We start from the raw sequence: 12,499 nt of genomic DNA, 5'->3' as shown, positions 1-12,499 counted from the left end.
GCTTCTAGGTTCATGGACAAAGAAAAAGACTGAACAAAGTTCAGCCCTTTCTACGAATGGTTGATAAGATATCTTTATCTAGTCAAATCAATACGTTGACCAATTTTACCAATGATAATTGCACCGACAATTAGTGAAGCGAATTCTCCGATACCAGTAGTGAACCATGTAAAGAAGAATGGTGCTTCTGCTACAATGTTCAATTCAGCAGCAATGGTGATCATTGAAATTGAAAATAGAATTGAAAAGAAGAAATGATCTTTTCGAATCAATCCATTAAAAAGATAGTCTTTACTATATTTACTGAACAACCAAACTCCTAAGCTTAGGAAGACAAGAGTTGATCCTCCACCAACAGCGACATCAATGAGTCCAAAACTGAAAAAATTAGCTATCATACATCCAAGAGTAACACCAATAATGTACTTAGGATTGTAAAAAGCCAGAAAGTTCATCATTTCAGAAATACGGAACTGATAGGCACCATAACTGATGGCATTAAGGGGTGGTGTGATGGTCAAAACCACATAAATAGCTGCGACAATGGCAATGTCAGCCAAATCGCGGACAGTAAGTTTTTTCATATTTTCTCCTTTAGCGGCTATCCCGCGTCTAATATGCTTGGTGAAAGAAGCTAAGCACCAAGGGTTGAGCAAGTCAACTTTACAAGTATAGCACATTTATCAGCTTTATGCTATACTAATCTTATGAAAACATATATAAAAAAATTCTTTGATAACGAGATTTTATCCTATCTATTTTTCGGAGTTGCGACTACCGTAGTATCAATATTTGTCCGCATCGTCATCTTTTATCTTACTCAACAAGAGTTAGTTGCGACTGCCTTGGGAAATATTGCTGGAATCCTATTTGCGTTTTTTACAAATGACACATTTGTATTTAAGCAAGAAAGAAAAAACTGGTTTAATCGATTAATTAAATTTACCTCTGCAAGACTTATCACCTTTTTATTAGATCTTCTACTAACTTTTATTTTTGTAACAAGCTTCCCTCAGATCATTGGTTACTTTGTTGGAAATGATATTAATACAATTAATACAGTTGAAATCTTTATTGCACAGGTTACGATGGTTGTTCTCAACTACGTTTTTAGTAAGCTTTTTGTATTTAAAAAAAAATAAGCACTTTTCTTGCATTTAATATAAATATACGATATAATCTAGTCTGAAAAATTTCGAAAGGAAAAAGAAAATGTTAAAAGATCTTAAAGCATTTTTGCTCCGCGGTAATGTCGTAGACCTTGCTGTCGGTGTGATCATTGCCACTGCATTTGGTGCTATCGTAACTTCATTCGTTAATGATATCATCACTCCACTTCTATTGAACCCAGCCTTGGAAGCTGCGAATGTACAAAACATCGCTGAGCTTGCATGGAATGGTGTTACATATGGTAAATTCTTGAGCGCTGTTATCAACTTCGTTGTAATTGGTACTGTTCTCTTCTTCATGATTAAAGCTATTGAAAAAGCTCAAAACCTTCGTAAGAAAGAAGAAGTTGCTGAAGAAGTTCCAGCAGGTCCAACTGAATTGGAAGTTCTTCAAGAAATCAAAGCACTTCTTGAAAAAAACTAAAAATGTAAAAGGATTTAGATATTGTCTAAATCCTTTTTCTTCCTCTTTTTATATTGGTTTTAGTCTTGAGTAAAACTCCTATTTTTGATATAATGATGAGAGTTTCCACCCTTAGTGTAATGGATATCACGTAAGATTCCGGTTCTTGAGATGGGGGTTCGATTCCCTCAGGGTGGATAGATGAAAACAAAAAAGCAACGGTGCCGTTGCTTTTTTAGTATTAAACTTTTTCCGACAATTCTTCCCACTCAAGCATAGCTTCTTCCTGGTGCTGACTAATCTTATCCAGTTCTGCCTGTAATTGCATGAGTTCATCTGCATCATTGGTTGTATGCATTTGTTCAGAAATAGCTTGGGCTTGATTTTCTAATTCTTCGATTTCTGTCTCAAGATTTTCAATTTGTTTCATTAGCTTACGAAGCTCTTTTTGACTCTCTTTTTGGGCTTGATAGTCATTAACTGGAGAAGCTTCATCTTCTCGACTAACAGCCACCATTTCTTCTTGGTTAGTTGCTAGCTCTGTTTTTTTCTCCACATAATAGTCATAATCACCCAAATAGAGGGTCGAACCATTTTCGGACAATTCCAGAACATGTGTAGCGACACGGTTTATAAAATAACGGTCATGGCTGACAAATAGAAGAGTCCCATCAAAGTCAATCAGTGCATTTTCCAGAACTTCCTTACTATCAATATCCAAATGGTTGGTCGGCTCGTCAAGAATCAGAAAGTTATTATTTTCCATTGATAGTTTAGCCAGTAACAAGCGAGCTTTCTCTCCACCTGAAAGCATGCCAACTGATTTCTTAACATCATCACCTGAAAAAAGGAAGGCGCCTAAACGATTTCGGATTTCCACTTCTGGCATCAATCTAAAATCATTCCAAAGTTCATCTAGAACACTGTTACTTGGTGTAAGTTTGCTTTGTGTTTGATCATAGTAGCCAACTTCAACATTTGCACCGAAACGCTTCTCACCCTTTATAAAAGGAATCTGATCAACAATAGACTTGATAAAGGTTGTCTTACCAATACCATTCGGACCTACAACTGCTACGGCATTCATCTTACGAAGGTCGAGGTTGATAGGCTCTGATAATATTTCTCCATCATATCCAATAGCAGCATTCTCAACTGTCAGCACAATATTACCAGACGTTTTCTCAGAGTGAAAGGTCATATTGGCTGATTTATTCCCAGCTTCAGGCTTGTCTAAACGCTCCATCTTTTCCAGTTGTTTACGTCTAGATTGGGCACGCTTGGTTGTCGATGCTCGAACGAGATTTCGGTTAACAAAGTCTTCTAAAGCAGCAATTTCCTTCTGTTGCTTTTCGTAGTTCTTAGCTTCAGTCAGTAACTTCTGCTCTTTCTGCTCCACAAAGCTTGAGTAGTTCCCTACGTATCTATCTAAAGAATGTTTGGTTAAGTCGAGCGTTATGGTTGCTACCTTATCGAGGAAATAACGGTCGTGACTAACAATTATCAAGGCACCACTGTAATTAACCAGGTAGTTTTCTAACCAGGCAATGGTTTCAATATCCAGATGGTTAGTTGGTTCATCTAAAACTAAAAGGTTTGGTTTCTCAAGTAACATTTTTGCCAGAGCTAAACGTGTATTTTGCCCACCAGAAAGCTCGGCAATTTTCATCTGCCACATAGACTCATGAAACTTAAAACCATTTAAAATGGCGCGAATATCAGCTTCATAGGTAAATCCTCCAGCCTGACGGAATTCTTCAGATAGACGATCGTAGTCTGACATGAGCTTATCGAGATCTGCACCGGTCTTTTCCCCCATCTCTAGCTCCATCTGGCGAAGCTGTTTCTCTGTAGTACGTAAGTCGTCAAAAACATGAAGCATCTCGTCATAGATAGTATTTTCGGATTCAAATCGACTATCCTGTGCTAAGTAAGAAAGGGAAATGTCTTTTTTCTTATTAATTTCACCTGAAATTGGCTTTTCTTCCCCGACTAATATCTTTAATAGCGTCGACTTACCTGCTCCATTTTTCCCAACGAGAGCAATACGATCTCTTTCATCAACTTGTAGATTAATATTCTCAAATAGAACATCGCCTGCAAATGAGCGTTCAATTTTATTAGCTTGTAAAATAATCATGTAACTATTTTACTATCTTTTTGCGTTTTTAACAATTCAAATAAAAAAAGTTCGAGCTTTAAACTCGAACTTTTAGATATTAATAACCAATACCACCACGGAACGTACGTGCCATATCTTTTAAGTTATAGTTCTTAGAAGATGTGTCGATTGTCCATTTACCGTCTTTCTTAGTCATCTTTATTTCGTATCCTTCTTTTTGCATATTATCGCTAGTATCAAGAGGAGTTGAATCAAATTGACTTGGTGCATTTTCTAAAATGTACTTCTCACCAGCTTTCATAGCTTCTGAGTAGCTGCTGTATTTACCTTTGTTTTCTTCATAGAATTTACGGCTCAATTCATGGACATTCAAGTTATCCAAGTCGATTGTTTCAGGTCTTACATAGATAACTGCATAGTCTGGCAAGTAAGTTTTTACTTTGTAATCAACTTTTGCTCGTTTTGCATTTGCTTTGATATATGCTTCTGCAAATGTACGAAGTTCAGAATCAGAAGGTTTGTAGTTGTAGAATCCTTTACCGAATGACTCGATGAATTTCTTGATAAATTCTTCTCTATCAACCTTCACGTCATTTGTAATCACATCAGAATCCTTAGAAGATTTTTTGTCTTCAGACTTATTATCATCTTTCTTTTCTTCAGATTTCTTATCGTCTGATTTCTTGTTGTCTGATTTTTTATCTTCAAGTGCGACGATTTGAGTTTTATCATTAGTAAAGCTTACGTTTGATGCACCACCAGTGTTTTCACCATCTAGGTAAACAGCATCAACATATTTTTTCATAGCTTCTTTGGCTTCATCAATATTGTCTTCGTATTGACTTGGATCAACCTTGATAGCTACGTCATTTTTACCTTTTTTATTTTCTTTTACATCATCGTAAAAGCTCGGTGCAAAGTGAAGTTCATATTTAGAATCTTTATCAACTTCATAAACTACATAACCAGCAACACTCTTGCCTTTAGAGAGGCTATCTCCGTATGACATAAATTTAGTTTTACTGTCTGACTCATAAATTTGAATTGGTTCAACTTTTTCGTCTTTTTCGTTATAAAGTGCAATATCTTGGCTAGTAAAGCTAAACTGTTTATCACGATTATTTTTAATCTCAACTTGAAGTGCAAGGTAGTGTGAATTTGAATCTTCATCTTTAGGAAGAACATACATACCGTCTTTAACAGAAACTTCAAAGTTTGAGTTAGATGCAGTACCATTATCACTTGCTTTCTTACTATTTCCACAAGCTACCAATGCTAAAGCAGTCAAAACTAAAGCAGAATGCTTAAGAACTTTTTTCATAATAGAAAATCTCCTTTTTTTATTTATTATATTGTACCATACAGTCAATAATTTTCAAACTAAAAAAGGAAATCGCTTTAAAAACATTGTAAATTTATAAATATAATAAATTTCTACTCATTCTATGATTAAAATGAAACTTAAATTCAAAGAACTGAGCCACGCTAACGTTTTACTAAAACTTTAAATCGTGGTATAATGAAGGCGATTAGATTATATATTAAAGGAGATAACTTATGACTTACCAAGAAAACTACCAAAAATGGGTTGATTTCGCAGATCTTCCAGACTATCTTCGTCGTGATTTGGAAAGCATGGATGAAAAAACAAAGGAAGATGCCTTTTACACAAACCTTGAATTCGGTACTGCTGGTATGCGTGGTTTGATTGGTGCTGGTACAAACCGCATTAATATCTACGTTGTTCGCCAAGCAACTGAAGGTTTGGCTCGTTTGATCGAATCAAAAGGTGGAAACGAAAAAGAACGTGGTGTTGCCATCGCTTATGATAGCCGTCACTTCTCTCCAGAATTTGCCTTTGAATCAGCAGCAGTTCTTGCTAAACACGGTATTAAATCCTATGTTTTTGAAAGTCTCCGTCCAACTCCAGAACTTTCATTTGCCGTTCGTCACCTCAACTGCTTTGCAGGTATCATGATTACTGCCAGCCACAACCCAGCTCCATTTAACGGATATAAGGTATATGGTGAAGACGGTGGACAAATGCCTCCACACGATGCAGACGCTTTGACTACCTACATCCGTGCTATCGACAATCCTTTCGCTGTAGAAGTTGCGGATGTAGAAGCTGAAAAAGCTTCTGGCTTGATTGAAGTTATCGGCGAAGCAGTCGATGCAGAATACCTCAAAGAAGTTAAAGATGTAAACATCAACCCAGCCTTGATTGAAGAATTTGGTAAAGACATGAAGATTGTCTACACCCCACTTCATGGTACTGGTGAAATGTTGGCTCGTCGTGCTCTTGCTCAAGCAGGATTTGACTCTGTTCAAGTCGTTGAAGCTCAAGCAACTCCAGACCCAGACTTCTCAACTGTTAAATCTCCAAACCCAGAGAGTCAAGCAGCTTTTGCACTTGCTGAAGAACTTGGTCGCCAAGTTGGTGCAGATGTTCTTGTCGCAACTGACCCTGACGCTGACCGTGTCGGTGTTGAAGTCCTTCAAAAAGACGGAAGCTACCTTAATCTTTCAGGGAACCAAATCGGTGCTATCATGGCTAAATACATCTTGGAAGCTCATAAAAATGTTGGGACTCTTCCTGAAAATGCAGCCCTATGTAAATCAATCGTATCAACTGACTTGGTAACGAAGATTGCTGAAAGCTACGGCGCAACTATGTTCAACGTCTTGACTGGGTTCAAATTTATAGCTGAAAAAATTCAAGAATTCGAAGAAAAACACAATCACACATACATGATGGGATTTGAAGAAAGCTTCGGTTACTTGATTAAACCATTCGTACGTGATAAAGATGCTATCCAAGCCGTTCTTGTCGTTGCTGAACTTGCCGCTTACTACCGTTCACGTGGTTTAACACTTGCAGACGGTATCGAAGAAATCTACAAAGAGTACGGCTACTATGCTGAGAAGACAATCTCTGTTACTCTTTCCGGTGTTGACGGTGCTGAGCAAATCAAAGCAATCATGGCTAAATTCCGCAACAATGCTCCAAAAGAATGGAACGCAACAGAAATCACAGTCGTAGAAGACTTTAAAGCACAAACTTCCACTGCCGCTGATGGTACTGTAACAGCCTTGACTACTCCTCCAAGTGATGTCTTGAAATACACACTTGCTGATGGTTCTTGGATTGCAGTTCGTCCTTCCGGTACTGAACCAAAAATCAAGTTCTACATTGCCGTTGTTGGAGAAAGCAACGAAGATTCACAAGCTAAGATTGCTAATATAGAAGATGAAATCAATGCCTTTGTAAAATAAACAATTAAAAGATGAGATCAACCAATCTCATCTTTTTTCGTATCAAATCTAAGCATTTTTAAAAACTTTATGGCATACTAGATTTAAAAGAAAGCGAGGAAAACTCATGGAACAATTTTTAGAAAACATTAAAGATCTTGAAGTTACAACTGTTGCGCGTGCCCAAGAAGCTCTTGATAAAAAAGAAACTGCTACATTCTTTATCGGCCGCAAAACTTGCCCTTACTGCCGTAAATTTGCTGGCACATTGGCTGGTGTGGTAGCTGAAACCAAAGCACACATCTATTTCATCAATAGTGAAGAACCAAGTCAACTTGAAGCTTTACAAGATTTCCGTTCACGTTACGAAATCCCAACTGTACCAGGTTTTGTTCATGTTGAAAATGGAGAGATTAAGGTCCGTTGTGATTCTTCTATGTCAGCTCAAGAAATCAAAGAATTTGCTGGATTATAAAAACCACTCGTTTGAGTGGTTTTTGTTTTTTTCTAAACTAATACTTTTTAAGCAATTCTTGTACCATTTTATGAAGTTCTTCAATCCTTTCAGCCTGCTTCTCGACTAAACGCCTTTGCATAACTAATTCATTCTGTAGTTCATCTAATTTGGATTCTTCATTAGAATTTTCTTTAACAAAAAAATTAGTTAAGGCGCTAGTTAGCATCCCAATCGTTCCAATTCCCACTAGCATTAAGATTATTGCTAACCATTTCCCAAATATTGAACTTGGGACTATATCACCATAACCAACAGTTGTTACTGTAATAATAGCCCACCAAAGACTATCTGAGAAAGCCTTCTCCTCTACAACTGAGAAGATTGAGCTTCCAACAAATACAATAAATACATTGACATATAAGATATAAAGCAAGCCATTCGTTCGTAGTAATCTACTAGCTTTTCTTTGTAATTTTCCACTTAAGCCAATTATTCTTAATAATCTTGTAAGTTTAACTAATTTTGTTAATTTTGCTAAACGAAAAATACGTCCCAAACGGAAAACTGTAAAAATAGCATTTGATGGAAGGATTGCCAATAAATCAAAAATATTATCAATAATGAAACGAAATTTTTCTTTACTAGTAAAGAAACGCCATAGATAGTCTACTATAAACACTATCCAAATCATTAAATCAATAATATTGTAAGGCGGATTATGCAAATCTATAACATCCATAAATCCAAAAATAACTAGCACCACAGATATCAATGCTAATAATAATATGATTGTGTCATAGTAATCTGAAAATGTCCAAGTCTTCTTCAATTTATATTTCTCCATTATAATCGCTTATGAATTTATTATAGCATAAATTTAAAACTACGATTCATTAAAAATGAACACCACTTGGTGTTCATTTTTATATATCCGTTAAAGGTGTTGCAGTGTCTGGAGACGTATCGTAAACTTGAAAATCCACTCCTACTCCTAGATCTGCTTGAGCTAACTGATTGACCATGGTCATGTGGGCTAGCTCCTTGATATTATTCTCTTTAGATAGATGTCCTAGGTAAATCTTCTTGGTACGATTACCTAGTGTGCGAATCATAGCATCTGCTCCATCTTCATTTGAGAGGTGACCAAGGTCAGACAGGATGCGTTGTTTGAGTCGCCAAGCATAAGAACCGGCTCGCAGAATTTCAACATCATGATTTGACTCAATTAAATAGCCATCTGCATTCTCGACTATGCCAGCCATACGGTCACTAACATAGCCTGTATCCGTCAGCATGACGAAACTTTTATCGTCCTTCATAAATCGATAAAACTGTGGAGCGACTGCATCGTGACTAACACCAAAACTTTCGATATCAATATCTCCAAATGTTTTAGTTTTTCCCATTTCAAAAATATGCTTTTGAGAAGAATCAACTTTACCTAAGTACTTACTATTTTCCATAGCTTGCCAAGTTTTCTCATTGGCATAGAGGTCCATGCCATATTTACGCGCTAAAACTCCAACACCGTGTATGTGATCCGTGTGTTCATGCGTGATTAATATCGCATCCAAATCTTCTGGTTTACGATTGATCTCACCTAATAAACTTGTGATTTTTTTACCGGATAAGCCGGCATCTACTAAAATTTTTTTCTTAGGGGTTTCTAGATAGAAGGAATTACCACTAGAACCCGATGCTAAAATACTATATTTAAAGCCTGTTTCACTCATTCTAGTCTTCTACTTCATCCTCCCAAACTTCTTCTTTTACAGCATCCTTATCATAAGGAAGAACAATGGTAAAGGTAGAACCCTTGCCGTATTCACTCTTAGCCCAGATAAATCCATTGTGTTGTTTGATGATTTCTTTTGCTATCGCAAGACCCAAACCAGTACCACCTTGGGCACGACTTCTAGCCTTATCAACCCTGTAAAAACGGTCAAAAATCTTCGGTAAATCTTCTTTAGGAATCCCAAGTCCTTGATCCGAAATAGATAAAATCATCTGATCATCAGTTGTCTTCATGCTAACCGTAATTTTCCCACCATCAGGAGAATACTTGATAGCATTGTTAAGAATATTATCGATTACCTGAGTCATCTTGTCTGTATCAATTTCAATCCAGACCGATGTAATCGGATAATCTCGAACTAACTCGTATTTCTTTTCCTCATCCTGGGCTCGAATCTTGTCAAAACGATTTAGGATAAAAGTAATGAAAGCTGTAAAGTTAATCAATTCAACATCTAAATGGCTAGTTGCATTATCAATACGCGAAAGATGCAAGAGGTCCGTCACCATTCGCATCATACGGTTGGTCTCAACTAAAGATACTTTGATAAAATCAGGAGCAACAGGTTCATATAATGCACCCTCATCCAAGGCCTCTAGGTAAGATTTTACACTGGTCAATGGAGTTCGCAATTCATGACTAACGTTGGAAACGAAAAGCCTTCTCTCACGTTCTTCCTTCTCTTGTTCAGTCGTATCATGTAGAACTGCTACCAAACCAGAGATAAAGCCGGATTCTCTACGAATCAAGGCAAAACGCACACGCAAACTAATATACTCCCCATTTACATTTTGGGAATAAATCATCATTTCAGGACTTTGCGTAATTAAATCTCTAAGCTCGTACTCATCTTCAATCTTGAGCAACTCTAAAATGTTTTGATTGAGCGCGTCATCACTTTCAACTCCAAGTTGTCTTTTAGCCATATCGTTAATCATAGTGATTTGACCGCGACGATTTGTTGCAAGAACCCCATCAGTCATGTATGATAGGATACTATGCAATCTTTTACTTTCCTGCTCTAAGTTTTCCTGCGTCAGACGAATAACTTCTGACAAATCATTTAAGTTATTCGTGATATTAGTAATTTCACTATTCCCCTGCATATCCAGTACTTGAGAATAATCACCAGCAATTAAATCTTTAATCTTTTGATTTAACTGTTTGAGTCGAATATTATCTCTACGGCCTTCGAGCAAGAGAAAGCTAACAAGCATGATAAAACCAAGTAATATGAGTACAAAGACGAAATCTCTGGTTAAAATTGTTTGTTTAATTATATCAATCATTATTTCTCATATAATAACCCACACCACGACGAGTTAAGATATATTCAGGTCTACTTGGTGTGTCTTCAATCTTCTCACGTAGACGTCTAATGGTAACATCGACAGTACGAACATCACCAAAATAATCATAGCCCCAAACCGTCTCAAGGAGATGTTCGCGGGTAATAACTTGACCAAGATGAGAAGCTAAGTGATGCAACAACTCAAACTCTCTGTGAGTTAAGTCCAATTCTTCCCCATATTTTTTGGCTACATAAGCATCTGGAAGAATCTCTAAATCCCCAATTTGAAGACTTTGCAATTTAGTATCTTCCTCTTGGTTATCCACTGCTACTAACTCCGTACGACGAAGAAGAGCCTTAACACGCGCTTGAAGCTCACGGTTTGAAAATGGCTTGGTCACATAATCATCCGCACCAAGTTCAAGACCAATAACCTTGTCAAACTCACTATCTTTTGCTGAAAGCATGATAATTGGAACACTACTTGTCTTGCGAATTGTTTTAGCCACTTCTAGACCATCAATTTCTGGAAGCATCAAATCCAAAATAATAATATCTGGTTTCTCAGCTTCAAACAATTCGATGGCTTCGCGTCCATTAAAGGCTGTAACAACCTCATAACCTTCCTTGGTCATATTAAACTTAATAATATCTGAGATTGGTTTTTCATCATCTACAATCAATATTTTTTTCATATAGTCACCTTTTTCCTTATATCAATTATACCAAAAAAATGCAAAGAAGACACGAAAGACTGGTATTATCCTATCTTTTTAAATATGCTTGCCAAATTTTTTGTTGAGGTTTTGCTAGTGGATATAGTTCAAACTCTTCAGGAGTTAACCAAACTACCTCTTTATCACAATATTCTTTGCTATCAACTACTTGCCCGGATAGGATTCGTACATGCCACTTTCGATGGCTAAAGATATGTTTCACTTCTTCGAAATGACTATCCTGCCACTCAACTTCTAAATCATAATCCTGCTCAAAACTTTCTTGCGGTGATGGCCCAAGTTGCATGAAAGGTTCAGCAACCTGATTAAAGAGATTTAGTTCTCCGTCGTTTGAAAATTCATCTACCTCAATCAAGGGGAAATGCCAAAATCCAGCAAGTAACTTTTCACTTTCATTCTTTTCTAGCAAAAACTGGCCTCGGTCATTTTGCACAACTAAAGCATTAAGATAGACGGGAACTGGCTTTTTCTTTGGCGCTTTAATTGGATAGCGATCCATTGTTCCGTTTTGATAAGCTGCACTAAAATCTTTAACTGGACTATCTTCTGGCCTCGGATTAACGGGTGCCTCAATATCTGAACCCAAATCCATCAAAGCTTGGTTAAAATCACCTGGACGTTCTGGATCAATCAAAATTTCCATCATAGCTTGAAATATCTTGCGGTTGCTTGAATTTCCAATGTCATGATTGACTTCAAATAGACGAGCCAAAACACGCATGACATTCCCATCAACTGCTGGTTGTGGTAGATTAAAGGCAATACTTGAAATAGCCCCTGCTGTATAGGGACCAATCCCCTTCAGACTTGAAATACCTTCGTAAGTTGAAGGAAATTCTCCATTAAACTCATTCATAATCTGCTGGGCTGCAGTTTGCATATTGCGAACACGAGAATAATAACCAAGACCTTCCCAAGCTTTTAATAAACGTTCTTCAGGTGCATTTGCTAAACTCTCTACAGTCGGAAACCATTCTAAAAAACGTTCATAATAAGGAATGACTGTATCAACTCTGGTCTGCTGCAACATAATTTCAGATACCCAGATATGATAAGGATTCTTGCTTCGCCTCCAGGGTAAATCCCGCTTGTTTTCGTCATACCAGGCTAAAAGTTTTTGACGGAAAGAGAGAATTTTCTCCTCTTCCCACATGGTCACGCCGTATTTCTCCAAATCTAACATATATCTAGTATAGCATATCCTTATAGGATACTCAAAAAATGAAAATTGTCCTTGTTTTGGTATCGGCTCTCTTATCATACCTGACTA

12 protein-coding genes, 1 tRNA gene and 1 riboswitch are annotated in these 12,499 nt (G+C 37.0%); of the genes, 5 read left to right on the top strand and 8 right to left on the bottom strand.

Annotated elements, in window-relative coordinates; translation table 11 throughout:
- Positions 1–74 precede the first annotated feature (74 nt).
- Positions 75–584, bottom strand: coding sequence for a QueT transporter family protein (locus AB8E63_RS02220; RefSeq protein WP_004252705.1), 510 nt, complete (start codon positions 582–584; stop codon positions 75–77).
- Positions 582–679: riboswitch (PreQ1 riboswitch) on the bottom strand. (Overlaps the previous gene by 3 nt.)
- 28 nt (positions 680–707) lie before the next feature.
- Here AB8E63_RS02220 and AB8E63_RS02215 point away from each other — a divergent pair.
- The 3 genes from AB8E63_RS02215 (at position 708) to AB8E63_RS02205 (ending at position 1,770) form a co-directional block, all read left to right on the top strand.
- Positions 708–1,142: a GtrA family protein gene (locus AB8E63_RS02215; RefSeq protein ID WP_006148438.1), complete on the top strand. Its 435-nt coding sequence runs from the start codon at positions 708–710 to the stop codon at positions 1,140–1,142.
- Positions 1,143–1,212: 70 nt separating this feature from the next.
- Complete coding sequence (gene mscL / locus AB8E63_RS02210) at positions 1,213–1,593, top strand: large conductance mechanosensitive channel protein MscL (RefSeq protein WP_223334313.1); 381 nt, start codon at positions 1,213–1,215, stop codon at positions 1,591–1,593.
- Positions 1,594–1,698: 105 nt separating this feature from the next.
- A tRNA-Arg gene (locus tag AB8E63_RS02205) sits at positions 1,699–1,770 on the top strand.
- 43 nt (positions 1,771–1,813) lie between these two features.
- Here AB8E63_RS02205 and abc-f read toward each other — a convergent pair.
- A complete protein-coding gene (gene abc-f, locus AB8E63_RS02200; protein ID WP_368909734.1) occupies positions 1,814–3,712 on the bottom strand; it encodes a ribosomal protection-like ABC-F family protein in 1,899 nt (632 codons plus the stop codon).
- Positions 3,713–3,791: 79 nt separating this feature from the next.
- Positions 3,792–5,015, bottom strand: a complete 1,224-nt coding sequence (locus AB8E63_RS02195) for a DUF4352 domain-containing protein (protein WP_074324705.1) — start codon at positions 5,013–5,015, stop codon at positions 3,792–3,794.
- A gap of 236 nt (positions 5,016–5,251) precedes the next feature.
- Between AB8E63_RS02195 and AB8E63_RS02190 the strand changes: the two genes are divergently transcribed.
- Together AB8E63_RS02190 and AB8E63_RS02185 are read left to right on the top strand one after the other, a co-directional pair.
- A complete protein-coding gene (locus tag AB8E63_RS02190; protein WP_368909732.1) occupies positions 5,252–6,970 on the top strand; it encodes a phospho-sugar mutase in 1,719 nt (572 codons plus the stop codon).
- A 106-nt stretch (positions 6,971–7,076) separates the two neighbouring features.
- Positions 7,077–7,424, top strand: a complete 348-nt coding sequence (locus AB8E63_RS02185) for a thiol reductase thioredoxin (RefSeq protein ID WP_004252697.1) — start codon at positions 7,077–7,079, stop codon at positions 7,422–7,424.
- 37 nt (positions 7,425–7,461) lie between these two features.
- On the opposite strand, the gene AB8E63_RS02180 is transcribed toward AB8E63_RS02185, so the two are convergent.
- The 5 genes from AB8E63_RS02180 to mutY form a co-directional block, all read right to left on the bottom strand.
- Entirely contained in the window at positions 7,462–8,235 is a 774-nt protein-coding gene (locus AB8E63_RS02180; RefSeq protein WP_368909731.1) for a potassium channel family protein, read from the bottom strand.
- 94 nt (positions 8,236–8,329) lie between these two features.
- Entirely contained in the window at positions 8,330–9,139 is an 810-nt protein-coding gene (locus tag AB8E63_RS02175) for an MBL fold metallo-hydrolase (RefSeq protein ID WP_368909730.1), read from the bottom strand.
- 1 nt (position 9,140) lies between these two features.
- Positions 9,141–10,490 carry a cell wall metabolism sensor histidine kinase VicK gene (gene vicK / locus AB8E63_RS02170; protein WP_368909728.1) on the bottom strand — a complete coding sequence of 450 codons (1,350 nt, stop codon included), beginning with the start codon at positions 10,488–10,490 and terminating at the stop codon, positions 9,141–9,143.
- Positions 10,483–11,187, bottom strand: a complete 705-nt coding sequence (yycF, locus tag AB8E63_RS02165; protein ID WP_006151970.1) for a response regulator YycF — start codon at positions 11,185–11,187, stop codon at positions 10,483–10,485. The genes vicK and yycF overlap by 8 nt, the downstream gene beginning before the upstream one ends.
- A 70-nt stretch (positions 11,188–11,257) precedes the next feature.
- A complete protein-coding gene (gene mutY / locus AB8E63_RS02160) occupies positions 11,258–12,412 on the bottom strand; it encodes an A/G-specific adenine glycosylase (protein WP_368909727.1) in 1,155 nt (384 codons plus the stop codon).
- Between the last annotated feature and the right edge of the window lie 87 nt (positions 12,413–12,499).

The sequence above is a fragment of the Streptococcus sp. oral taxon 061 genome, assembly GCF_964211575.1.
In the GTDB taxonomy this organism is placed as follows: Bacteria; Bacillota; Bacilli; order Lactobacillales; family Streptococcaceae; genus Streptococcus.
This window is presented reverse-complemented; position numbering and strand designations above follow the sequence as displayed.